The 22,021-nt window shown below is 69.8% G+C and carries 22 protein-coding genes; 13 read left to right on the top strand and 9 right to left on the bottom strand.

Translation table 11 applies throughout. The features are described from left to right. Nucleotides 1-3: 3 nt before the first annotated feature. The 8 genes from pepQ to rph all read right to left on the bottom strand — a co-directional run bounded on the left by pepQ (nucleotide 4) and on the right by rph (nucleotide 9,189). Complete coding sequence (gene pepQ / locus VFH59_RS15530; protein ID WP_325165818.1) at nucleotides 4-1,326, bottom strand: Xaa-Pro dipeptidase; 1,323 nt, start codon at nucleotides 1,324-1,326, stop codon at nucleotides 4-6. Between the two features lie 124 nt (nucleotides 1,327-1,450). Further along, nucleotides 1,451-1,798 (bottom strand): PilZ domain-containing protein, encoded by a 348-nt coding sequence (locus VFH59_RS15525; protein WP_325165817.1) that lies wholly within the window; start codon nucleotides 1,796-1,798, stop codon nucleotides 1,451-1,453. Beyond that, nucleotides 1,795-3,924 carry a DUF1631 family protein gene (locus tag VFH59_RS15520; protein ID WP_325165816.1) on the bottom strand — a complete coding sequence of 710 codons (2,130 nt, stop codon included), beginning with the start codon at nucleotides 3,922-3,924 and terminating at the stop codon, nucleotides 1,795-1,797. The genes VFH59_RS15525 and VFH59_RS15520 overlap by 4 nt, the downstream gene beginning before the upstream one ends. Nucleotides 3,925-3,993: 69 nt before the next feature. Then, a complete protein-coding gene (locus VFH59_RS15515) occupies nucleotides 3,994-4,341 on the bottom strand; it encodes a PilZ domain-containing protein (protein ID WP_325165815.1) in 348 nt (115 codons plus the stop codon). Next, complete coding sequence (locus tag VFH59_RS15510) at nucleotides 4,338-6,599, bottom strand: DUF1631 family protein (RefSeq protein ID WP_325165814.1); 2,262 nt, start codon at nucleotides 6,597-6,599, stop codon at nucleotides 4,338-4,340. The genes VFH59_RS15515 and VFH59_RS15510 overlap by 4 nt, the downstream gene beginning before the upstream one ends. Nucleotides 6,600-6,691: 92 nt before the next feature. Further along, nucleotides 6,692-7,858, bottom strand: a complete 1,167-nt coding sequence (gene hemW, locus VFH59_RS15505; RefSeq protein ID WP_325165813.1) for a radical SAM family heme chaperone HemW — start codon at nucleotides 7,856-7,858, stop codon at nucleotides 6,692-6,694. A 2-nt stretch (nucleotides 7,859-7,860) separates the two neighbouring features. After that, nucleotides 7,861-8,457 carry an RdgB/HAM1 family non-canonical purine NTP pyrophosphatase gene (gene rdgB, locus VFH59_RS15500; protein WP_325165812.1) on the bottom strand — a complete coding sequence of 199 codons (597 nt, stop codon included), beginning with the start codon at nucleotides 8,455-8,457 and terminating at the stop codon, nucleotides 7,861-7,863. 3 nt (nucleotides 8,458-8,460) lie between these two features. Beyond that, nucleotides 8,461-9,189, bottom strand: coding sequence for a ribonuclease PH (gene rph, locus VFH59_RS15495; protein ID WP_325165811.1), 729 nt, complete (start codon nucleotides 9,187-9,189; stop codon nucleotides 8,461-8,463). A gap of 78 nt (nucleotides 9,190-9,267) precedes the next feature. Between rph and VFH59_RS15490 the strand changes: the two genes are divergently transcribed. The 7 genes from VFH59_RS15490 to VFH59_RS15460 all read left to right on the top strand — a co-directional run bounded on the left by VFH59_RS15490 (nucleotide 9,268) and on the right by VFH59_RS15460 (nucleotide 14,376). Continuing rightward, complete coding sequence (locus VFH59_RS15490) at nucleotides 9,268-10,131, top strand: YicC/YloC family endoribonuclease (protein ID WP_325165810.1); 864 nt, start codon at nucleotides 9,268-9,270, stop codon at nucleotides 10,129-10,131. Beyond that, nucleotides 10,128-10,751 carry a guanylate kinase gene (gene gmk / locus VFH59_RS15485; RefSeq protein WP_325165809.1) on the top strand — a complete coding sequence of 208 codons (624 nt, stop codon included), beginning with the start codon at nucleotides 10,128-10,130 and terminating at the stop codon, nucleotides 10,749-10,751. Before VFH59_RS15490 ends, gmk begins: the two co-directional genes overlap by 4 nt. 155 nt (nucleotides 10,752-10,906) lie before the next feature. After that, the gene (locus VFH59_RS15480; protein ID WP_325165808.1) at nucleotides 10,907-11,734 is read left to right on the top strand and encodes an ABC transporter ATP-binding protein; all 828 of its coding nucleotides are present in this window, start codon (nucleotides 10,907-10,909) and stop codon (nucleotides 11,732-11,734) included. After that, complete coding sequence (mlaE, locus tag VFH59_RS15475; RefSeq protein ID WP_325165807.1) at nucleotides 11,731-12,501, top strand: lipid asymmetry maintenance ABC transporter permease subunit MlaE; 771 nt, start codon at nucleotides 11,731-11,733, stop codon at nucleotides 12,499-12,501. Before VFH59_RS15480 ends, mlaE begins: the two co-directional genes overlap by 4 nt. A gap of 32 nt (nucleotides 12,502-12,533) precedes the next feature. Then, nucleotides 12,534-13,382 (top strand): outer membrane lipid asymmetry maintenance protein MlaD, encoded by an 849-nt coding sequence (gene mlaD, locus VFH59_RS15470; protein WP_325165806.1) that lies wholly within the window; start codon nucleotides 12,534-12,536, stop codon nucleotides 13,380-13,382. Nucleotides 13,383-13,408: 26 nt separating this feature from the next. Continuing rightward, nucleotides 13,409-14,080: an ABC transporter substrate-binding protein gene (locus tag VFH59_RS15465; protein ID WP_325165805.1), complete on the top strand. Its 672-nt coding sequence runs from the start codon at nucleotides 13,409-13,411 to the stop codon at nucleotides 14,078-14,080. After that, nucleotides 14,077-14,376, top strand: a complete 300-nt coding sequence (locus VFH59_RS15460) for an STAS domain-containing protein (RefSeq protein WP_325165804.1) — start codon at nucleotides 14,077-14,079, stop codon at nucleotides 14,374-14,376. Before VFH59_RS15465 ends, VFH59_RS15460 begins: the two co-directional genes overlap by 4 nt. 80 nt (nucleotides 14,377-14,456) lie before the next feature. On the opposite strand, the gene VFH59_RS15455 is transcribed toward VFH59_RS15460, so the two are convergent. Next, nucleotides 14,457-15,287 carry a VacJ family lipoprotein gene (locus tag VFH59_RS15455; RefSeq protein WP_325165803.1) on the bottom strand — a complete coding sequence of 277 codons (831 nt, stop codon included), beginning with the start codon at nucleotides 15,285-15,287 and terminating at the stop codon, nucleotides 14,457-14,459. A gap of 186 nt (nucleotides 15,288-15,473) precedes the next feature. Between VFH59_RS15455 and rpoZ the strand changes: the two genes are divergently transcribed. The 6 genes from rpoZ to VFH59_RS15425 all read left to right on the top strand — a co-directional run. Beyond that, entirely contained in the window at nucleotides 15,474-15,764 is a 291-nt protein-coding gene (gene rpoZ / locus VFH59_RS15450; RefSeq protein ID WP_231350551.1) for a DNA-directed RNA polymerase subunit omega, read from the top strand. Between the two features lie 124 nt (nucleotides 15,765-15,888). Further along, nucleotides 15,889-18,048, top strand: a complete 2,160-nt coding sequence (locus VFH59_RS15445; RefSeq protein ID WP_325165802.1) for a bifunctional (p)ppGpp synthetase/guanosine-3',5'-bis(diphosphate) 3'-pyrophosphohydrolase — start codon at nucleotides 15,889-15,891, stop codon at nucleotides 18,046-18,048. 83 nt (nucleotides 18,049-18,131) lie between these two features. Then, entirely contained in the window at nucleotides 18,132-18,515 is a 384-nt protein-coding gene (locus VFH59_RS15440; protein ID WP_325165801.1) for a RidA family protein, read from the top strand. Nucleotides 18,516-18,615: 100 nt separating this feature from the next. Continuing rightward, nucleotides 18,616-20,730 carry an ATP-dependent DNA helicase RecG gene (recG, locus tag VFH59_RS15435; protein ID WP_325165800.1) on the top strand — a complete coding sequence of 705 codons (2,115 nt, stop codon included), beginning with the start codon at nucleotides 18,616-18,618 and terminating at the stop codon, nucleotides 20,728-20,730. A gap of 65 nt (nucleotides 20,731-20,795) precedes the next feature. After that, nucleotides 20,796-21,728, top strand: a complete 933-nt coding sequence (locus tag VFH59_RS15430) for a nucleoside hydrolase (RefSeq protein WP_325165799.1) — start codon at nucleotides 20,796-20,798, stop codon at nucleotides 21,726-21,728. Nucleotides 21,729-21,831: 103 nt separating this feature from the next. Continuing rightward, on the top strand, nucleotides 21,832-22,021 hold a 190-nt coding region (locus VFH59_RS15425; protein ID WP_325165798.1), incomplete at its 3' end, for a type B 50S ribosomal protein L31.

Here is a 22,021-nt window from a genome sequence, read left to right as displayed (position 1 = left end):
CGGTCAGGCGAGCTGCGCGAAGGCGTCGCGGGTCAGGTTTTCCGGCGCGGCCCCGGTGCACACCACATCGTCCTCGATGCGGATGCCGCCGTAGGGGCGGAACGCGTCGACGCGGGACCAGTCCACGGCTTTGGCGGCCGGGTTGGCGCGCAGCTCGTCCAGCAGCATGTCGATGAAGTACAGGCCCGGCTCGATGGTCACCACCATCCCGGCTTCAAGCACGCGGGTCATGCGCAGGAAGGGATGGCCTTGCGGGCGCGGGATGCTGCCGCCGCGCTCGTTCTGCTGGAAACCGGCCACGTCGTGCACCGCCAGGCCGATCGGATGGCCCAGCCCGTGCGGGAAGAACGCCGCGGTCACGCCGCCGGCGACCGCCGCCTCGGCATCCATGCGGATGATGCCGTGCTCGCGCAGCACGCCGGCCACCAGATGGTGGGCGTGGATGTGCAGTTCCGGGTAACTCTGGCCCGCGCGAACCTTCGAGGCCAGCTCACGCTGCGCGGCGTCCATGCTGTCGATGAGTGCCTGGAACTCGTCCGCGCCGGACGCGGCGTAGCTGCGCGTGATGTCGCTGGCGTAGCCGGCGCAGCTGGCGCCCGCGTCGATCAGGAACGAGCGGTGCACGGCTGGCGGTTGGCGGTCGAAGTGGGTGTAGTGAAGCACTGCGCCGTGCTCGTTCAGGCCGACGATGCTGGCGTACGGAAGTTCCGCGTCGATCTGCCCCGCGGCGGCGAGATACGCCATGTGGATGCCGAACTCACTCTCGCCGTTGCGGAAGGCGGCTTCGGCGGCACGGTGCGCGCGCGCGCCGAGGCGGCTGGCTTCGCGCATCAGCGCCAGCTCGTAGGCCGTCTTGTAACTGCGATGCCAGTGCAGGTAGTTCATCACCGGCTCGGGGTTGTTCGCCTCCACCCCTTCGATGGACGGGCAGGCCGGTCCGATGACCGCGTTGCGCCCCTGCTTCGGCAGCGCGGCGACGGCGTCGGCGTGGCTGCGCACGACCTGGATGTCGAACTCCTCCACCCAGTAGCCGCTGGGTGCGGCCGGCACCACATGCCAGTAGTCGCGCGGCTGCACGAACACGAGCTTGGGCCGGGTGCCGGGCTCGTACACGATCCAGCTGCCCGGCGCGTCGGTCAGTGGCAACCAGTGGCGGAAGTGCGGGTTGGAGACGAACGGGAAGTCCTGGTCGTCCAGGAACTTGTTCAGCGGCCGGCCCGCGGCGATCAGCAGCCGGTCGAAGCCACCCAGGGCGAGCGCCTTGTCCGCGCGTTCGCGCAGGGTGGCCAGGTGCTGGGCGTAGAGCGGGGCGAGGTTCTCGGTCATGCACGGGGTCCTTCGTCGGGCGGCGGAGGCACGCGAGGCGATTCCGCCGGTGGGAGACTCCCCATGATCGCGCGCTGGCGCCACGGGGGCCACCCGCATGCCTGGACTGGCCGCCGGAAAAGGCTCAGCCGGGCATTTCCAGCCAATGCTGGAGTTGCGCCGCTTCGTGGTCGCCAATGGCGATGATGCGGTAACCGGCCCAGACCTGGCCGGGCGTGGCCGCTTCCTCGTGCCACTGCTCCTGCACGCCGACCTCGATCGTCGGCGGCGTCTCTCCAAGCCCGGGCAGGGGCAGCCGCAACTGGTAGATCGCCTCGTTGCGCGGCGCCTCGCTGCCGATCAGCAGCATGCCGCTGGCGGAAAGGTTGCCCAGCTGCCCCATGCGCCGGCCGCTGATCGCATCGACGACCTCGGCGGCGATGTTGACCGGCTTGCGGTGCGCACGGCGGCTTTCCTGTGGGTCGGGCGTCACGAACGGGCTCCGGGCATCGGGGTGGCCTGGCGCAGGCTGTCGGTCAGCGCGCGCCAGGCACGGTCCAGGTCGCTTTCGTTAGCGGCAGGCACTTCGCGAACTTTACCCGCGGCGATCGCCTGGGCGAGATCGGCCAGGCTCATCTCTCCGGCGCGCTGCCCCTGGCGGGTGACGAACAGGCCGCGCGCGGCGCGCGCGGAGTACCAGGCCAGCTTCCGGCGAACCCGGCTGCCATCGCCCTGGGTGAACTCGAACCAGCCGCCCGGATGACGGCTGAGTCGCTGGTGCAGGCGCAGGGACTCGGCCGATGGAGCTGCCGGCGTGGCCGGGGCCGGCGCGGACGCCTCCTCTTGCCCGCGCCGCTGTTTCAGGCGCATCGCCAGGCCGGTCAAGCCGGTTGCGTCGGCCTCGTGCAGGACGGCGCCAGCGCCGATCAGCCGCTGTGCGACCTCGTTCGCTTCCTCGCCATGCATGCCGATCTGCTGCAGCCCGGCGATCACGTCCGCCTGCAGGGTCTCCAGGTTGCCGGGGGGCAGGCGGCCGAGCAACTGGTCGGTGATGACCAGGCGGCGGGCGAAGGTTTCGCTCTGCTCGCCGTGGCGCAGCAAAGTCAGTGCGAGCACGTCCGTCCAGGCGTGTTCGAGCAGCGCGCGCAGCGCGGCGTGCGGAGGGGCCTTGGCGAACAGGCCGGCAAGCAGTTCGGCCGCGCGCTGGCGGGCCTGCTCCAGCCGCTCGCGCCCCTGCATGGCCTCGACGTGCCGGCGCTCGGCCGCCTGCGCCTTGCGTTGCTGCTGGGCGACCTGGCGCTCCAGTTCGGCACCCAGTTCGTCATGCAGCGCGGCTGTGGGCGGCTCGCGGTCCAGGCGTCCGAGCAGCTGCTCCAGCGGCGGGACGAGGCTGCTGTCGCCGCCTTCCAGCCAGTCGCCGGCGGCCTCGAGCAGGCGTTCCAGCAGCAGGCGGGCCGGCTGCTCGCGGTGCTCGAAAAAGCCCTCGTCGGCCAGGGCGGCCCGCAGCATGGGCAACTGCACGCGGTCGAGCAGGTCGTGCGCCGATCCCGCGGGCGGCAGTTGCTGGCGCAGCGTGTCGAACAGCCGCACGATCAGCTCGAGGGTGTCGTCCGCATCCGGGCTGGGCAGGATGGGAACCGCCTCCAATGGCTGCCCGGCATTGAGCTGGTCGACCAGCGCCTCGTGCAGCGGCCGGACGCGTCGCAACATCTGCGCATCGGCGGCGCGGCGCGGCAGGGCGGCGAGTGCGGCATCCAGTTCGCTGGCGCTGGCGAAGCGCGCATGGTCGGAGACCGGGCGCGGGCCACGCTGGCGGGTGAGCATTTCGCGCAGGCCGGAAGGTCGCGCCGGGCTGCCTGGCGAGGTGGGGGGCGGTGCCGCAGCGGCTGGCAGCGGACGCTGCCGGCGTGGCGGCCGGGGCGAGCGCGGCAGGGGAAACGGGCGCAGCCGAGGCAGGATGCCGGCGGCGGCCAGATGGTTGTTGACCACCTGGTGCAACGGGGTCAGGCCCTGGATCAGCTTGCCCTCCACCGCCTGCAGCAACAGCAGGTGGTGCTCCGCCGGCAGTCCGAGCGCCGCGCTGGAATCGCGGAACGCCCTGGCCATCGCGTGTGGCCCCAGCGGCATGGCCTCGCTTTCCAGGGGCGGCATGCCGACCAGCACCGCGAGCCGATAGCTCAGTTCGACCAGTAGCGGGCCGCCACGCGCGGCACTGCGGGCCACCAGCTGGTCCAGCGCGGCGGTCATCTCGTGTTCCATCGGATCGAGCAGGCTCAGGGTCAGCCGCGCCGGCGGCGCCTTGGCCGCGGCCGGTTGCGAGCCAAGATCCAGCAGGGCACGGTCGATGCAGTCGATGAAGCGTTGCTCGAATGCCCGGCGTTCCTGCACCAGGCGCTGGCGGGTGGCCTGGTAGCGCTGCTGGTCGACGTGGCTGCGGGCGTTGGCGGCCTGTTCGTGCAGGGCACGGTCGAAGTCGGCCAGGCACAGCCTCAGCGGCTCGGGCAGCCATTCGCGGCAGATCTGGCGGATCTCGCCGACCAGTCGGCGTGTCTTCGCCGGCCAGTGCGCCGGTGCGGCGCCTGTGCCCGAGCGCGACCGATCCGGTTGTTCGACATCCATGGGAAACCTTGCCCTACCACGATGCCTGCGAGTCTATGCCGATGCCGCAAGCGCGTCACGGTGGCCGGATCAGGCGCGTTGCAGCCAATGCACCAGCGTCAGCGCGTCCTCCGGGGCGATGGCGATGATGCGGTAACCCACCCACACCTGGCCGGCATTGGCCGCCTGGTGCCACTGTTCCTGCAGGCCGAGCTCGATCGAGGCCCCGCCTTGCGGTCCGTCGGCCAGCGGCAGGCGGGCCTGGAAGACCGCCTCGCTGCGAGGACGCTCCGGGGCGATCAGCAGGACGCCGCTGGCCGACAGGTTGCACAGGTGGCCCAGCGGCCGGGCGCTGATGGTATCGGTCACCACCGGCGCCGCCGCCGTGCGCTTGCGCGGGGCGCGGCGCTGTTCGAACGGGATGACCTGGGCGGTCATGCGCGCGCGGTCGGGCGCTGCAGGCTGCCGGTCAGCGCGCGCCAGGCGCGGTCGAACAGGCCGTCGCGCGCGGTCGCCTGCTCGCGTATCCGGCCGCTGGCGATCGCCGTGGCGAGTTCGCGCAGGTTCATTTCGGCCACGCGCTGGCCACGCCGGTTGACGAACAGCGTGTTGCCCGACAGTGGCGAGAACCAGGCCAGCTTGCGTCGCTGGGTGGCACCGGTCTGCGGGTCGATGAACTCGAACCAGCTGCCGAAGGGGAGCTGCCGCAGGCGATTGTGGATACGCGCCTCCTGCGGCCCGAGCGGTGGCTCCGGAGGCTGCGGGATGGCCGGGCGGGGCTCCTGTCCGCGTTGCTCGCCCAGCCGCTGGCGCTGTTTCAGGCGCAACGCCAGGTCGGTCGCGCTCGGTGGCTCGGCGGCCTGCGCATAGGCGGCCAGGGAGGGCATGTCGGCGACGGCATGAAGCGGTACGGCCGCGGGTTCGGGCCTGACCGGCGCCTCGTCGCCGACGATCAGGCGCTGCGCCACCTGCTCGGCCTCCTCGGCCTGCATGCCGATCTGTTGCAGGTGGTCCTCCACCGCCAGGCGCAGGCGCAGCGGGTCGTCCACGGGCAGGCGGCCGAGCAGCTGGTCGGTCAGGCGCAGCCGCTCGGCAAACGCCTCGCTGTCCTCCCCGTGGCGCAGCAGTGCCAACGCCAGCACGTCCGACCAGGCGCGATCGAGCAGGGCGCGCAACAGGCCGCGCGGCGTGGTGTCGGCAAAGCGCGCCGCGAGCACGGCGGCGGCGCGTTCGCGCGCCTGGTGCAGCCGCTCGCGGCCCTGCATCGCCTCGACCTGGCGCCGCTCGGTGACCTGCGCCTTGCGGCTGAGCTGGGCCAGGTGGTGGCGGATGTCCGCCAGCAGGCTGGTGTACAGGCCGGCGCTGGGGGGCTCGCGCTGTGCGCGGGCGACCAGCCGGCTGAGCTGGGCGGCCAGATCCGGGTCGATATCCTTACCGTCGCCCCAGTCATTGCTGGCCTCGGCCAGGGTGCCGAGCAGGTGGCGGGCGGGATGCTCGGCCTGGTCGAAGAAGCCGCGATCGCTCATCGCCACGCGCAGGATCGGTACCTGCAGGTCGCCCAGCAGCGCAGCGGCCCCCGGACCCTGGTGAAGCTGCTGGCCCAGTTGCTCGAACAGCCGGGCCACCAGCTCCACCGTGTCGTCCTGCTCCGGACTCAGGCCGGTGCGGACGGCGCCCGCCGGTTTGCCGGCGTTGAGGTGGGCCAGCAGTTCCTCGCGCAGGCGCTGCGCGCTGCGCAGCTCGCGGCTGGCGCGGTCGGTGACCTGCACCAGGTGGCGCTGTAGCGCGCCCAGCGCCACCTCGAGCTCGGCCGGACTGGCCGCCGGTCCCGTGGCGATGCGCGCCTCGCCGGCGCGCTGGCGGGCCAGCATGTCGCGCAGGTTCTCCAGCACGGCGATCGGTTCGTGGCTGGTGGCGACCGGCCTGGCCGGGTCGGCCGCGGGCGAGGGCACTTTCATCGAGGGGGGCGCCGGGGGCGCGTTGGCCGGCCGCGCGCCGGCGAAGGCGCGCAGGTGCGGCAGGATGCCTTTCGCCAGAAGGTGCGCGTTGGCCGCTTCGTACAGGTGCGGCAGCACCGGGGCCAGCTTCCGTTCCAGCGCCTGCACCAGCATCACCTGGTGATCCGGCGGCAGGTCCAGCGCCGGCATGGCGTGGCGCACGGCGGCGGACAGGTTCGGCGGCGAGGCCGGCAACGCCTCGCCTTCCAGTGGCGGCGCACCGACCAGCACGGCCATGCGGTAGGAAAGCTCGGCCAGCACGGGGCCGGTGTGGGCCTCGCCACGGGAAGTCAGCTGTTCCAGCACGGCGTTGAGCTCGTGCTCCTCGCGACCGAGCAGGCTCAGCGAAGCCACTACCGCGGGCGCATCGGCGTCCTCCTCGATGGCGCCGAGCCGGGCGAAGCCGCGGGCGACCTGCCCGGCTACCTGCCGCAGGAATGCCGCCCGGTGGCAGCGGAGCATGGCGCGGCTGTCGAAGCAGCGCTGCTGCTCGAGATGACTGCGCGAGCGCTCTGCCTGCTGGTAGAGGCTGTCGTCGAGTGCGTCCAGGGCGGCGGCCAGCGCGGGTTCCAGGCGCACATGGCACAGCCCGCGCAGGTCGGCCACCAGTTGCTGGACACGCACCGGCAGGTGCTGCAGGGTGGCCCGATCGTCCAATCCGGGCAGGGCCGCGGGGTGCTGCCTTTGCTCGACATCCATGACGCAGTTCTCGGATTTTTGACGCTTGCTAGTGTATGTGCCTCGCATCCGGTCTGCCATAGGCCGGGTTTTCGCGTTCCGAACGCGTCGGATCAGTCCAGAAACAACCCGATCAGATCGTTGAGGAAACGCTGGCCAAGCAGGGTCGGCTGCAGCCGGCCGGGTGCGTCCTGCAGCCAGCCGCGGGCGCGGGCCCGGGCGAGGACCGGAGCGATGCTCTCCAGCGACAGCCCGGTGCGCTGCGCGAACGCCTCCAGCGGCACCCCGTGATGGAGGCGCAGGGCGTTGAGCATGTATTCGAACGGCAGCTCGGCCGGTTCGACCGGGCCGCCGCCGCCGATGCGCTCGGGGCCGCCGGCGGCCCCGAGGTAGGTGCGCGGATGGCGGCTTTTCCAGCGCCGGTGCACGAGGCCGGTGGCCACCTCGGTGAGCTTGCCGTGGGCACCGGCACCGATTCCCAGGTAGTCACCGAACGCCCAGTAGTTGAGGTTGTGCTGGCAGCGCCGGCCTGGCCGGGCGTAGGCGGAAATCTCGTACTGGCCATACCCGGCCTCGGCGAGGCGGCCCTCGCAGGCCTCCTGCATGGCCCAGGCCGCGTCGTCGTCGGGCAGCGGTGGCGGGCTGGCCGCGAAAGCGGTGTTGGGTTCGAGCGTGAGCTGGTAGTGCGAGACGTGGGTGGGGGCGAGCGCGATCGCGCGATCCACGTCGGCCAGCGCACCTTCCAGCGACTGCTGCGGCAGCGCGTACATCAGGTCCAGGTTGAGGTTGGCGTAGCCGGCGTCCTGCGCTGACTTCACCGCCGCCTCGGCCTCGGCGGCCGAGTGGATGCGGCCCAGCCGCGCGAGCTTGTCATCGTCGAAACTCTGGATGCCGAAGGAAAGCCGGTTGACGCCAGCGGCCAGATAGCCGTCGAAGCGGCCGTGTTCGACCGTGCCCGGATTGGTTTCCAGGGTGACCTCGCAGCCCTCCACGAACGGCAGCCGGGCGCGGGCCGCGTCGAGAAAGCGGGCGATGTGCCCGGGCGCGAACAGGCTCGGCGTGCCGCCGCCGAAGAACACGCTGACGATCGGCCGGCCCTCGATGGCCGCGCCAAAGTCGGCCAGGTCGGCGTCCAGGTCCGCCAGCAGGGTGTCGATGTAAGCCTCGTAGGGTGGCGGCTCGCCGCGCACGCCGTGCGAGTTGAAGTCGCAGTACGGGCACTTCTTCACGCACCAGGGCATGTGCACGTAGAGCGCCAACGGCGGCGCGAGGAGGGGCATGGCTAGTGGCCGGCGCCCAGCTGGGCGTGCAGGCGGGCCAGCGCCTGGCCGCGGTGACTGATCCGGTTCTTGAGTGCGGGATCGAGTTCGGCGGCCGACAGCGACTGCCCTTCGGGCAGGAACAGCGGGTCGTAGCCGAAGCCCCGATCGCCTCGCCCGGCCTCCAGCACGCGGCCGTGCCAGCGGCCTTCGGCGATCAGCGGGGCCGGATCGTCGGCGTGGCGCAGCAGCACCAGCACGCAGATGAAGAAGGCGCCACGCCGTTCGGCCGGCACGCCCTCGAGCGCGTGTAGCAGTTTGGCGCGGTTGGCCGCGGCGTCGCCATGGTTGCCGGCGTAGCGGGCCGAATAGAGGCCGGGGGCGCCATCCAGGTGTTCCACGCACAGGCCCGAGTCATCGGCCAGCGCCGGCAGGCGGGTGATGCGCGCCGCGTGGCGTGCCTTCAGCAGCGCGTTCTCGACGAAGGTGGTGCCGGTCTCCTCGATGTCGAGTACGCCCAGGCTGGCCTGGGTGACCACCTCGAAGCCGCTGTCGGCGAGCAGGTCCTCGAATTCGGCGAGCTTGCCGCGGTTGCCACTGGCCAGCACCAGGCGTCGCATCGGTCAGCCCTCCGCCAGCGCGGCGCGCTGGGCGAGGACCAGCTCGGCGATGCCCTTCTCGGCCAGCGCCAGCATGGCGTCCATCTCGTCGCGGCGGAAGGCGTGGCCTTCGGCGGTGCCCTGCACCTCGATGAAGCCGCCGCCGTCGTTCATCACCACGTTCATGTCGGTATCGCAGGCCGAATCCTCGGCATAGTCCAGGTCCAGCACGGGCACGCCCTGATAGACGCCGACCGAAACCGCCGCCACCGCGCCGATGATCGGGTTGCGCTTGAGATTCTCGCGCTTCATCAGGAACTGCACCGCGTCGACCAGCGCCACGTACGCGCCGGTGATCGCCGCCGTGCGGGTACCACCGTCGGCCTGGATCACGTCACAGTCGAGCGTGATCACGCGTTCACCGAGCGCCTGGCGATTGACGCAGGCGCGCAGCGAACGGCCGATCAACCGCTGGATCTCCAGCGTGCGCCCGCCCTGCGCGCCGCGCGCGGCCTCGCGCTGGGTCCGGGTGCCGGTGGCGCGCGGCAGCATGCCGTACTCGGCGGTGACCCAGCCCTCGCCCTTGCCTCGCAGCCAGGGTGGCACGCGGTCCTCGATGCTGGCGGTGCACAGCACGCGGGTGTCGCCGAAGCTCACCAGCACCGAGCCTTCGGCATGGCGGGTGTAGCGGCGCTGCAGGGTCACCGGACGCAGCTGGTCGCTGGCGCGGCCGCTCGGGCGGGTCATGGTCATGCGGGGGGCCTGGTTGGGCAAGGCGGGAGGCGAGAGTTTACCATTGACGCTTTCCCACCGATCGCAAGGGCTCGACGCATGATCCGCAGCATGACGGCCTATGCCAGCGCCGAAACCCAGGGGCCTGCCGGCACGCTCAGCTGTGAGCTGCGCACGGTCAACCATCGTTATCTGGAGCTGAGCCCGCGCTTGCCCGAAGAGCTGCGCAGCTTCGAGTCGGCACTGCGCGAACGCGTCGCCGCGCGGCTGTCGCGCGGCAAGGTCGACCTCACCGTGCGCCTGCGCGGCAGCGAGGCGCGCGGCGAGTCGCTGGAAGTGGACGAGGTGACGCTCGGCCGCCTGGCGACGCTGAACCGCGAGCTGGCCGGGCGCTTCCCCGGCATGCAGGTGCAGCTGACCGAACTGTTGCGCTTCCCGGGCGTGCTGCGCCAGGCGGAAGTCGATGCCGATGCCCAGCAGGCCGCCCTGTTCGACGTGCTCGATCGCGCGCTCGATGCGCTCAGCGCCACCCGCGAGCGCGAGGGCGCCCAGCTCGGCGCGATCCTGCGCGACAAGCTCGACGCGATCGAGCGCATCGTCGGCCAGGTGCGCGAATGGATGCCGGAGATCCGGACCGCCCTGCGCGCGCGCCTGGAAGGCCGACTGGCCGACCTCAAGCAGCCCGCCGATCCCGGGCGTCTCGAGCAGGAGCTGGTCATGCAGGTGACCCGCAGTGATGTCGACGAGGAGCTCGACCGCCTGGCCACGCATGTCGCCGAGACCCGTCGCGTGCTCGGGCTGAAGGAACCGGTCGGCCGCCGGCTGGACTTCCTGATGCAGGAGTTCAACCGCGAGGCCAACACGCTCGGCTCCAAGTCGGTCGACGCGCGTACCACCAATGCCGCGGTGGAGCTGAAGGTGCTGATCGAGCAGATGCGCGAGCAGGTGCAGAACATCGAATGAACGTCCTGACGCCGGGCACGCTGTTCATCGTCGCGGCGCCTTCGGGGGCCGGCAAATCCACGCTGGTCAACGCGCTGCTGGAGCGCGAGCCGGGCATCTCGCTGTCGATTTCGCACACCACGCGACCGCCGCGGGTGGGCGAGGAGTACGGGCGCCACTACTACTTCGTCGAGCGCGAGGAGTTCGAGCGGCAGATCGCCGCCGGCACCTTCCTCGAGCACGCCGAGGTGCACGGCAATTTCTACGGCACCTCGCTGGCGACGGTGCAGGGCCTGCTCGACCAGGGCCGCGACGTGCTGCTGGAGATCGACTGGCAGGGCGCGGCGCAGATCCGGCGCGCCAAGCCCGATTGCGTGAGCGTGTTCATCCTGCCGCCCTCGCGCGCCGAGCTGGAGCGGCGCTTGCGCGGCCGCGGTTCGGATGCGCCGGAGGTGATCGAGCGACGGTTGCACAACTCCCGCGAGGAAATCGCCCACGCGCACGAGTTCGACTACATCGTGGTCAACGACGGTTTCGACGAGGCGCTGGCCGACCTGCAGGCAATCGTGCGGGCGGTACGGCACCGGGGCGAGTTGCAGTGGAAGCGGCATGAGGCCCTGATCGCCGAACTGCTGGCCTGATCCAACGGCCCCTTTCCGGGCGGAGCATCGGCAACGGGTCCGCATGCCGTCGCCCCCGGACCCTGGCCCTCCCATCGCGGCCCGCACCCGGAAGGGAAAGCGAGCAGGGCGGGGCGCTTGGCCTGCCATCACCGCTCGGCTACCTTAATCCGCTTATGACCGCCCCCGCCGCCCCCTCCGAACCGCTGGTGCGCATCCGTGGCCTGACCACGGTGCTCAACGGCAAGACCATTTTCGACGCGCTGGACCTGGATATCCCGCGCGGCAGGGTCACGGCCATCATGGGCCCCAGCGGCACCGGCAAGACGACGCTGCTCAAGCACATCACCGGGCAGATGCGCGGCGACGCGGGGCAGGTGCTGGTCGACGGGCAGAACGTGCCCGAGCTTTCGCGCGAGAAGCTCTTCGCGCTTCGCGAGAAGATCGGTTACCTGTTCCAGAATTCGGCGCTTCTGACCGACTTCGACGTCTTCGAGAACATCGCCTTCCCGCTGCGCCAGCACACCAGGCTGCCGGAAGTACTGATCCGCAACATCGTGCTGACCAAGCTGCAGGCGGTCGGCCTGCGCGGCGCGGCCGGCTTGATGCCGGCGGAGCTCTCCGGCGGCATGGCGCGGCGGGTGGCGTTGGCCCGGGCGATCGTGTTCGATCCGATGCTTATCCTCTACGACGAGCCGTTCGTGGGCCTGGACCCGATCGCGCTCAGCCAGGTGCTCAAGCTGATCCGCACGCTCAACGAGACGCTCGGCATCACCAGCGTGCTGGTGGCGCACGAACTGGATGCCATCAAGCAGGTGGCCGACCTGGTCTATCTCATCGCCAACGGCAAGGTGGTGGCCCAGGGCGATCCCAGGACGATCGCAGACGACGGTTCACCTTGGACGCGGCAGTTCTTCGGCGGCGACATCGACGGCCCGGTGCCGTTCCAGTATCCGGCTGGCGACTATGCGCAGGCGCTGGGCCTGGCCGGAGAACGGGCATGAGCGCACGGCCGCAACGCAACGTGATCACCAACGCGCTGGCGCAGATCGGCGAGGCCGGACTGTTCCTGCTGACCCTGCTGGCGGCAGTGCCGCGCAGCCTGCGCTACGTGCGCGAGACGGTGCGCCAGCTGTGGTTCGTCGGCGCGATGAGCCTGACCATCATCACCGTCTGCGGCCTGTTCGTGGGCATGGTGCTGGGGCTGCAGCTGTACTACGTGCTCTCGATCTTCGGCGGTACCGCGGCCAGCGGCACGGTGGTGGCGATCGCCATCTACCGCGAACTCGGTCCGGTCGTGACCGCGCTGCTGTTCGCCGGCCGCGCCGGCACGTCCATCACCGCCGAGATCGGTCTCATGCGCGCGACCGATCAGCTCGCCGCGATGGAGATGATGGCGGTCGACCCGATCGCCTACGTGGCTGTGCCGCGCTATCTCGCCGGCCTGATCGCCATGCCGCTGCTTTGCGCGGTGTTCTGCGCGCTCGGCATCTACGGCGGGCACCTGGTCGGGGTGACCTGGCTGGGGATCGACAACGGCACGTTCTGGTCCAACATGACCGCCACCGTCGATGTCTGGAAGGACGTGGTCAACGGCATCCTGGTGAAGAGCCTGGTGTTTGGCGCGGTGGTCTCGCTGATCGCCGTCTACCAGGGCTACACCACCCCGCCGACCAGCGAAGGCGTGGCCTACGCCACCACCCGCACCGTGGTCGCCTCGTCCATCGCGATCCTCGCGCTGGATTTCGTGCTGACCGCGTTCCTGATGTGACCGTCTTAAGTGAATTCCTCGAGGACTGAGCCGTGAGCCAGAGAAACTCCTACGCCGTGGGCACCGGCCTGTTCATCGTGCTCGGCTTCGCCGCACTGGCGTACCTGGCGACGCAGACCACCTCGGTCGCCAACACCCACCAGGGCGCCAGCTACACGGTCGAGGCGCATTTCGCCAACATCGGCCAGCTCAAGGAGCGCGCGCCGGTGAAGATCGCCGGCGTTCGCGTGGGCCAGGTCAGTTCGATCGTGCTCGACCCGAAGCAGGAGGCGGCCGACGTGAAGCTTTCGATCGACCAGGCCTACAGCCACATCCCGGACGACTCGGTCGCCACGATCTTCACCAGCGGCCTGCTCGGCGACCAGTACGTGGGCATCCAGTACGGCAGTTCCAAGAGGGATCTCGCCGACGGGGGCACGCTGGCGCGCACCAAGCCGGCGCAGCAGCTGGAAGAGATGCTCGGCAAGTTCTTCGGCGCCGGCGGCGTGGCCGACAACCTGGGTGGCAGCTACACGGTCAAGGCACGCTTCGGCAACGTCGGCGCGCTCACGGTGGGTGCCCCGGTGAAGATGGCTGGCGTGGCGATCGGCAGCGTCGCCGCCGTGCACGCCGATCCGGTCAAGCTGGACGCCGAAGTGGAGCTGTCGATCGACAAGAAATACGACCAGATTCCTGACGATTCGGCCGCCGCGGTGTTCACCAGCGGTTTGATCGGCACCCAGTACGTTGCGATCCAGCCCGGCGGCTCGCCGGAGTTCCTCAAGAACGGCGACGAAATGGTGCTGACCCAGTCGGCCATGCAACTGGAAGACCTGATCGGCAAGTTCCTGGTCAACGGCTCGCCCGCCGAGAAGAAAGACGCCCCCGCCGGCAAGCAATGAGCCGGTATCCCACAAGGAGTTTCCCCATGTTGCGCACTCTGGCTTTCGCCATGGCCATCGCGTTCGGCACTGTGGCCGCCTCGCCCGTGCTCGCCCAGGACGCGGCCGCCCAGGCGCCCGCTTCCCGGCAGAACCCCGAGCAGGTGGTGCAGGAGATCGCCCACCAGCTGGACACCACCATCGCCGGTCATCGCGACGAGCTGAAGAACGACAAGGAAAAGTTGATCTCGGTGATCGACGATGTCTTCCTGCCGCACTTCGACATCGACTACGCCTCGATCCTGGTGCTCGGCCGCCACGCCCGCGAGGCCACGCCGGAGCAGCGCGAGCGCTTCGCAAAGGCGTTCTACAACTCGATCACCCACCGCTACGCCGAAGGCCTGCTCAACTACACCAAGGGCGCGGTGCAGGTGCTGCCGTTCAGCGGCGACCTGAACGACAAGCGCACCGTGGTGCGCACCCAGGTGGTGCTGGACGACGGCAAGAAGCTCTCGGTCGACTACGCCTTCCGCAAGAGCAAGGACGGCGACTGGAAGGCCTACGACGTGATCATCGAAGGCATCTCCTACGTCACCAACTACCGTAACCAGGTGGACGCGGAGATCCGCAAGGTCGGCATCGAGAAGCTCATCGCCAACTTGGAGAACCAGGGCGAGAAGGCGCTGGAATCGATGGACAAGGCCAGCAAGGCCCCGTGAGCACAGCCACCTTCCAGCTCGATGAAGAGACGCCGGGCAGGCTGGGCGTCCGCGGCGTGCTGAGCTTCGACACCGCGGCCGCGGCCCTGGAAGCCATCGCCGCCGCGCTGGTTGCCGGGTCGGTGACACGGCTGGACCTGGCCGGCGTCGAGCGCAGCGACAGCGCGGGCCTGGCCTGCGTGCTGGCCGTGCAGGCCGAGGCACGGCGGCTGGGCCGTGCGCTGGTCGTGGAGCACATGCCGGCCGGCATGCGGGCGCTAGCAAGGGTCTGCGAGGTCGACGCGCTGGTCGGTTGAGCCTGTCCGCGTGACAGAAAAGAAAAGGGGCCCGGTCGGGCCCCTTTTTCGTCGATGGCTAGTCCCGTCTTCGGGCTTGCCTACGGGTGCTTATGCTCGTCTTCCGGATGCTTGTTTTCCCACTGGTGTTGCTCGTCCAGCAGCTGCTCCGGATCGAAGTTGTCGTCGTTGAGGCCCTGCATCTGCTGGATCACCTCGGCCGGCGGATTGCCGTCGTAGATCTGGTATAGGCGACGCTGGCGGTAGGCGTCACGCATGAACACATACGGGTCGTACGCCGATTCCAGGAAGCTTTCCGCATCGATGCCGCGCGAGCGCAACGTCACCAGGTACATCATCTGCGGCAGGAACTGCTGGCCGTACTTGTAGTCGTGGTTGCGTGCGTAGATCGACAACGGGTCGAAGAAATAGCTGTCCACCGGCATGCGCCAGACGTCACGCACGGTGGTCGGGCCGATCAGCGGCAGCACCAGGTAGTCGCCATCGGGGACACCCCAGCGCGCCAGCGTCACGCCGAAGTCGTTGTCCTCCAGCGGGATGCCCAGCTGGCTGGCCGGATCGAAGAAGCCGCCCAGGCCGAGCGTGAGATTGACCAGGAAGCGTCCGGTGCTCTGCAGCGCCTGCTTGGGGCGTGCCTGCAGCAGGTCGTTGGCCACCGTGATCGGCATGCGGATGTTGGTGAAGAAGTCGCTGACCGAGCGGCGCACCGGGGGATTGGTGACCTTGCGGTAGCCCACCGCCACCGGACGGATCACCGCCTTGTCCACGGCGTCGTTGAATGCGTAGACCTTGCGGTTGAACTTCTCCAGCGGATCGTCGGTGCGAGGCTTGGCGATGGTGCAGCCGGCCAGCAGGGCCAGGGCAGCCAGCGGAAGCAGACGGCTGGGCGAGAGACGGGGCAGGGAAAACATCGATGGGATCCGCTACGGGTACCGCAAAAGTGTACCGCCTGGTTCTATATTTTTGCAGTCAGGCGGATCGGACCGGCTTGCCGGCGATCGAACCGCGCATGATACGCGCATGCCGCATTGCCAGCCAAGCCAGCCCTCCGCTACACTCGCCCTTCTCTAAGTTGCCTTTGTGCCTGAGGATTTCGCATGGCCCGCATTACCGTGGAAGATTGCCTCGAGGTGGTCGACAACCGCTTCGAGCTGGTGCTGATGGCGACCAAGCGCGCCCGCCAGCTGGAAAAGGGCGCCGAGCCGGCGGTCCACCCGGACAACGACAAGCCGACGGTGCTCGCCCTGCGCGAGATCGCCGACCGTCGCATCGACCAGGCCACCATCGACGAGATCGACCGCGCCGAGCGCGAGCGCGCCGAACGCGAGGCCCTGGAGTGGGCCGCGGCCGAGGTCGACGACGACCTGTCCAAGGGCGGCGACGACTGATGCGCGCCGGCGGCTGCCGACTGCGCAGTCGCCTTGCCGGCCCCGCCGGCATCGTTGCCATGCCCTCTAGCCTGGCTGGCAGCCACCTGCACGGAAGCGCCGTCTGAACGGGGAGCGTGAACCCATGACGGCGACCACGCCCTCCGCCCCCGTGGACGCGTCCGTGCTGCCCCCCTATGTGCTGGCGCTCAAGGAGCGTGTGGCCTACCTTCCGGAAGCCCAGGTGGTGCGCGTGCTGCGCGCCTACGAGGTGGGCGCGCATGCGCACCGCGGCCAGGCACGCAAGAGCGGCGAGCCGTACATCACCCACCCGGTGGCCGTCGCCGGAATCCTCGCCGAACTGGGCCTGGACGCCGAAACCATCATCGCGGCGATCCTGCACGACACGCTGGAAGACACCGAACTGAGCCGGGAGGAGATCACGGCCGAATTCGGCGACACCGTGGCCGACCTGGTCGACGGCGTCACCAAGCTGGACAAAATGCGCTTCTCCAATCGCCAGGAAGCCGATGCGGAAAGCTTCCGCAAGATGCTGCTGGCGATGGCGCGCGACATCCGTGTGATCCTGATCAAGCTCGCTGATCGCCTGCACAATATGCGCACGCTCGGCGCCAAGGACGCGCCCTCGCGCCGGCGCATCGCCCGCGAGACGCTGGAGATCTACGCGCCGATCGCCCAACGGCTGGGCATGAACAAGTTCAAGGCCGAGCTGCAGGACCTGGGCTTCCGCGCGCTCTACCCCGACCGCTACCGCGTCATCAGCGAGCGCATCCGCGCCGCGCTGGGCAACCGCCGCGAGGTGATGAGCAAGATCGAGCACGCGCTCGCCACCCGGCTGGCCGCCGAGCACCTGCCGGCCAAGGTGGTCGGGCGCATCAAGTCGCCGTGGAGCATCTATTCGAAGATGCGCAACGAGCACAAGAGCTTCGCCCAGCTGATGGACGTGTACGGGTTCCGCGTGGTGGTCGACACCGCGATGAGCTGCTACATGGCGCTCGGCGCGGTCCACTCGCTCTACAGCCCGGTGGATCGGCGCTTCAAGGACTTCATTGCGATCCCCAAGGCCAACGGCTACCAGTCGCTGCACACCGTGCTGCTGGGGCCGTTCGGCGCGCCCATCGAGGTGCAGATCCGCACCGCGGAAATGGATTCGGTGGCCGAGCGCGGCGTGGCGGCGCACTGGGCCTACAAGACCGATTCCGGCCCGGCCAACAGTGCGCAGGCGCGCGCCCGCGAATGGCTCTCCGCGCTCGCGGACAGCCAGGCGCATACGCCCTCGTCGGCCGAATTCATCGAGAACGTCAAGATCGACCTGTTCCCGGACGAGGTCTACCTGTTCACCCCGCGCGGCGACATCCTGGCGCTGCCGCGCAACGCCACGGCGCTGGACTTCGCCTACGCCGTGCACACCGACGTGGGCGACCATGCGGTGGCCGCGCGCGTGGACAAGAAGCTGCTGCCGCTGCGCACGCGGCTGGAGTCGGGGCAGCTGGTGGAGATCATCACCGCGCCCTCGGCCGTACCCAATCCGGCTTGGCTGGAGTTCGTGGTCACCGGCAAGGCGCGCACCGCGATCCGCCAGTACCTGAAGCATCTGCAGCACGAGGATGCGGTCGACTTCGGCCACCGCATGCTCGACCGCGCGCTGGATGCTTTGGGCACCAACATCGACGCGATCCCGGCCAAGGTGCTGGAGCGCTTCCTCGAGGAGGCCAAGCTGCGCCGCCTCGAGGAGCTCCTGGCCGATATCGCGCTGGGCAACCGCATGCCGGACCAGGTCGCGCACCACCTGGTCGCGCTGCGTGGCGGGGGGCGGCCCGCCGAAGCACCGCACACTCACGAGAACATCCGCATCACCGGCGCAGAGCGTGGCGTGCTGAGCTTCGGCAATTGCTGCCATCCGCTGCCGGGCGACGAGATCATCGGCTACCTGTCCTCCGGCAAGGGCATCGTGGTGCATCGCGTGGAATGCCCGAACGTGGCCGAATTCCGCAAATCCCCCGCACGCTGCGTGGGCATCGAGTGGGACCGCGACGTGCAGGGCGACTACCGCGCGGAGTTGCGCATCGAGGTCATCAACCGTCCGGGCGTACTGGCCACCGTCGCGGCCGCCATTGCCGCGGCGGACTCCAATATCGAGAACGTCGAGTACGTGGAACGCGACGCGGCCGCCGCGACCCTGCTGTTCGCGATGGAAGTGAAGAACCGCAAGCACCTGGCGGACGTGATCCGCCGCGTGCGGCGCACCGGCGTGGTGAGCGGCGCTTACCGCTATCCCCTGTAGTGCGTGCGCCGGTTGCCGGCTGCCTTCGTGCCGAGGCGGGCGCGTCCCTCTAGACTTCGCCTTTTCCCCACCGAGGTCCGCCCATGTCCCGCAGCATCGTGTCCACCGGTCAGGCCCCCGCCGCCATCGGCCCCTACTCGCAGGCCGTGCGCGCCGGCGGCACCGTGTACTTCTCCGGCCAGATCCCGCTGGACCCGGCTACCGGCAACCTGGTCGAGGGTGACATCAGCGCACAGACCCGGCGCGTGTTCGACAACCTGGCCGAGGTGGCCAAGGCGGCCGGCGGTTCGCTGTCGCAGTTCGCGCGGGTGGGCATCTACGTCACCGATCTGGCCAACTTCGCGGCGGTCAACACGGTGATGGCGGAGTACTTCCAGCAGCCGTACCCGGCGCGCTCCACCATCGAGGTTTCGGCGCTGCCCAAGGGGGCGCAGGTGGAGGTGGACGCGATCATGGTGCTGGACTGATCCAGCCGGCCCGCCGCGTCGTGGCCTGACCGCCGGGCGCGGTGTCGACCCACAGCGCCCTGCTGCAACCCGGCGGGGCGCTAGGCTAGGCTACCCGTTCATGCCCGCCCGCAGCGCCAGTGTCGCCACGCCGCCCGTCGCCGATCCCGGCCTGTCGCCGGTCGGCACGCTGCCGGGCGTGGGCCCTGCACTGGCTGCCACGCTCGCCAGGCTCGGGCTGGAGCGGGTGCAGGACCTGTGGTTCCACCTGCCGCTGCGCTACGAGGACAAGACCCGGGTCACCACCATCGCCGACCTGCATGCCGGCGAGCGGGCGCAGGTGCTGGGCACGGTGGAGGCGGTCGAGCGGGGCTTCCGTTACCGGCCGCAGCTGAAGGTGGCGATCGGCGACGAGTCACGGCAGACCCTGCTGTTGCGTTTCTTCCACTTCCACCGGGCGCAGGCCGAGCAACTCCGGCCTGGCCAGAAGCTGCTGTGCTATGGCGAGGTCCGCCATGGCGCCCAGGGCCTGGAGATGGTGCACCCCCAATACCAGCGGGTGGGCGAGGGCGAAGCGGTGGCGGTCGACGAGCGGCTGAGCCCGGTCTATCCGACCACCGAGGGCCTGGGGCAGAAGCGACTTGCCGGGGTGATCGACAAGGCGCTCGCGCTGCTACCACCCGACGCGACCCTCGAGTTGATCCCGCCGCAGCTGTGTGCGGCGCACGGCCTGACCTCGCTGCGCGAGGCGCTGCTCTACACGCACCGCCCGCCACCGGACGCGCCAGTGGCGGAGCTCGCCAACGGCCGGCATCCCGCACAGCAACGGTTGGCGTTCGAGGAGTTGCTGACCCAGCACCTGAGCCTCAAACGCATGCGTGCGGCGGTCCGTCGCCGTCGTGCGCCCGTGCTTGGCGGCGACGGCAGCCTGCGCGGCCGCTTCGTCGAAGGCCTGCCGTTCCGCCTGACCGGCGCACAGCAGCGGGTCACGCAGGACGTGCTCACCGACCTTGCGCATGCCAAGCCGATGCTGCGCCTGGTCCAGGGCGACGTCGGCAGCGGCAAGACCGCGGTCGCGGCGCTGGCCGCGCTGGCCGCCGTGGAAGCCGGCTGGCAGGTGGCGTTGATGGCGCCCACCGAACTGCTCGCCGAACAGCACCTGCGCAACTTCCGCCACTGGCTGGAGCCGCTCGGCGTGGCGGTGGAATGGCTGGCCGGCAAGCAGCAGGGCAAGGCGCGCGCCCATGCGCTGGCGCGCGTCGCCGAGGGTGCATCGGTCGTCATCGGCACGCACGCGCTGATGCAGGAGGGCGTGGCGTTCGCCCGCCTGGGCCTGGTCATCGTCGACGAGCAGCACCGCTTTGGCGTGCAGCAGCGCCTGGCGCTGCGCGACAAGGGGCTGGAAGGTGAACTGGTGCCCCATCAGCTGGTACTCACCGCCACGCCCATCCCGCGCACGCTGGCGATGAGCGCCTACGCGGACCTGGACGTGTCCTCCATCGACGAGCTGCCGCCCGGGCGTACGCCGGTGCAGACGGTGGCCGTGTCCAGCGCGCGTCGTGCCGAGGTGATCGAGCGCATCCACGCCGCCTGCGCGGAAGGGCGCCAGGCGTACTGGGTGTGCACGCTGATCGAGGAGTCCGAACAGCTGCGCGCGCAGGCGGCCGAGGTGGCGCACGAGGAACTGTCGGCGGCCCTGGCGGACTGTCGGGTCGGGCTGATCCACGGCCGCATGAAGCCGAAGGAAAAGCAGGCGGTGATGGATGCCTTCAAGACCGGCGAGGTGGCCGTGCTGGTCGCGACCACCGTGATCGAGGTGGGCGTGGACGTGCCGAACGCGAGCCTGATGGTGATCGAAAACAGTGAGCGGCTGGGCCTGGCCCAGCTGCACCAGCTGCGCGGCCGCGTGGGTCGCGGCGCGATCGCCTCCAACTGCGTGCTGCTCTACCAGCCGCCGCTGGGCCAGCTCGCACGTGAGCGTCTCAACGTGATGCGCGAGACCTGCGACGGCTTCCGTATTGCGGAGAAGGACCTCGAATTGCGCGGGCCCGGCGAGGTGCTGGGCACGCGCCAGACCGGCCAGCTCGCCTTCCGCATCGCCGACCTGGCACGCGACGGCCACCTGTTGCCGGCCGTGCAACAGGTGGGAGAGGCGATGCTGCGCCACCGGCCTCGCCAGGCGGAACAGTTGATCGAACGGTGGATCGGCGCCGCCGCACGCTACGCTCACGCCTGAGTGGCGTTTTTGTTTCTTCCACCCCTGGCGGTCGTAAGCTAACCGTTTTTACCGGCGCCCGACGCATGACCCGACCCCAGCTCCTGATCGACACCGACCCCGGCGTGGACGATGCGCTCGCCATCCTGATGGCCCATGCACATGCCGACGTGGCCGGGCTTTCCATTGCGGCGGGCAACGTCGGCCTGGAGCACACGGTGCACAACGCGCGCGTGCTGGTCGAGCTGCTCGGCGCGACCACCCCGGTGTTCCCCGGCTGCGCCACGCCGCTGGTGCGCCTGCCCGAGGAGGACGCGGCGTTCGTCCACGGCCGCGACGGCTTCGGCGACGTCGGCTTCCCGCCGCCGGGTCATCCGGCCGCGGACGAGGCGGCCGCGCTGGCCTTGCTGCGGCTGACGCGCGAGCGGCCCGGCGAGCTGACCCTGGTGGCACTCGCGCCGCTCACCAACGTGGCGCTGGCGCTGCGGCTGGATCCGACCCTGCCGCAGCGGGTCAGGCGACTGGTGATCATGGGAGGCGCGGTGACCGGGCATGGCAATACCAGCCGGGTGCCGGCCGAATTCAACATCGGCTTCGATCCCGAGGCGGCACACGTGGTATTCGAGGCCTTCGAGGAGTTCGATCTGGTCGACTGGGAGCTCACCCTGCGCCATGCCTTCGACGAGGATGCGTTCGACGGCTGGCTCGCCGCCGGCGACGCGCGCGCCGCCTTCTACGGCAGTATCTGCCAGGTCGCGCGCCAGACCAATCGCGAACGCGGGCGGCGGGGGATCATCGCCGCCGATGCGCTGGCCATGGCGGTGGCCATCGATCCGGCGGTGGTGGTGCGCAGCGAGCGGCGTGCGGTGGCAATCGAGCTCGATGGCCGCTTGACCCGCGGTGCCACCGTGGTGGACTGGGCTGGCCGGCTGGGTCGCTCGGCCAATGCCAACGTGGTGCTGGAACTGGATCAGGAACGCTTTGCCGCGATGGTGCGGCGGGCGCTGGGGGCCGGTTGAGTATCCTCGAGCCGGCGCGCGAGGGGGGGGGCGGGACAAGTTGACCCCGCCGTCACCCGGCCGCTACAATGCCGCTCTTTTCACCCGCCGCTTTGAGTCCGTCATGAAGCCCGATATCCATCCCAACTACCGTCCGGTGGTGTTCCAGGACCTGTCGTCCGACTTCGCGTTCCTGACGCGCTCGACGATCGCCACCAAGGAAACCGTCAAGTGGGAAGACGGCAACGAGTACCCGCTGGTCAAGGTGGATATCTCCAGCCAGTCGCACCCGTTCTACACCGGCAAGCAGAAGA

It is taken from the genome of Frateuria sp. (genome assembly GCF_035695185.1).
Classification (GTDB): Bacteria; Pseudomonadota; Gammaproteobacteria; order Xanthomonadales; family Rhodanobacteraceae; genus Frateuria_A.
Note: the sequence above shows the minus strand (reverse complement) of the source record. Positions and strands in the feature narration are given on the sequence as shown.

Bases quoted from the DNA above. Each gene is read 5' to 3' on its own strand.
- pepQ (WP_325165818.1), bottom strand. From the start codon at position 1,326: ATGACCGAGAACCTCGCCCCGCTCTACGCCCAGCACCTGGCCACCCTG.
- VFH59_RS15520 (WP_325165816.1), bottom strand. From the start codon at position 3,924: ATGGATGTCGAACAACCGGATCGGTCGCGCTCGGGCACAGGCGCCGCA.
- VFH59_RS15515 (WP_325165815.1), bottom strand. From the start codon at position 4,341: ATGACCGCCCAGGTCATCCCGTTCGAACAGCGCCGCGCCCCGCGCAAG.
- VFH59_RS15510 (WP_325165814.1), bottom strand. From the start codon at position 6,599: ATGGATGTCGAGCAAAGGCAGCACCCCGCGGCCCTGCCCGGATTGGAC.
- hemW (WP_325165813.1), bottom strand. From the start codon at position 7,858: ATGCCCCTCCTCGCGCCGCCGTTGGCGCTCTACGTGCACATGCCCTGG.
- rdgB (WP_325165812.1), bottom strand. From the start codon at position 8,457: ATGCGACGCCTGGTGCTGGCCAGTGGCAACCGCGGCAAGCTCGCCGAA.
- rph (WP_325165811.1), bottom strand. From the start codon at position 9,189: ATGACCATGACCCGCCCGAGCGGCCGCGCCAGCGACCAGCTGCGTCCG.
- VFH59_RS15490 (WP_325165810.1), top strand. From the start codon at position 9,268: ATGATCCGCAGCATGACGGCCTATGCCAGCGCCGAAACCCAGGGGCCT.
- gmk (WP_325165809.1), top strand. From the start codon at position 10,128: ATGAACGTCCTGACGCCGGGCACGCTGTTCATCGTCGCGGCGCCTTCG.
- VFH59_RS15480 (WP_325165808.1), top strand. From the start codon at position 10,907: ATGACCGCCCCCGCCGCCCCCTCCGAACCGCTGGTGCGCATCCGTGGC.
- mlaE (WP_325165807.1), top strand. From the start codon at position 11,731: ATGAGCGCACGGCCGCAACGCAACGTGATCACCAACGCGCTGGCGCAG.
- VFH59_RS15465 (WP_325165805.1), top strand. From the start codon at position 13,409: ATGTTGCGCACTCTGGCTTTCGCCATGGCCATCGCGTTCGGCACTGTG.
- VFH59_RS15455 (WP_325165803.1), bottom strand. From the start codon at position 15,287: ATGTTTTCCCTGCCCCGTCTCTCGCCCAGCCGTCTGCTTCCGCTGGCT.
- rpoZ (WP_231350551.1), top strand. From the start codon at position 15,474: ATGGCCCGCATTACCGTGGAAGATTGCCTCGAGGTGGTCGACAACCGC.
- VFH59_RS15445 (WP_325165802.1), top strand. From the start codon at position 15,889: ATGACGGCGACCACGCCCTCCGCCCCCGTGGACGCGTCCGTGCTGCCC.
- VFH59_RS15440 (WP_325165801.1), top strand. From the start codon at position 18,132: ATGTCCCGCAGCATCGTGTCCACCGGTCAGGCCCCCGCCGCCATCGGC.
- recG (WP_325165800.1), top strand. From the start codon at position 18,616: ATGCCCGCCCGCAGCGCCAGTGTCGCCACGCCGCCCGTCGCCGATCCC.
- VFH59_RS15430 (WP_325165799.1), top strand. From the start codon at position 20,796: ATGACCCGACCCCAGCTCCTGATCGACACCGACCCCGGCGTGGACGAT.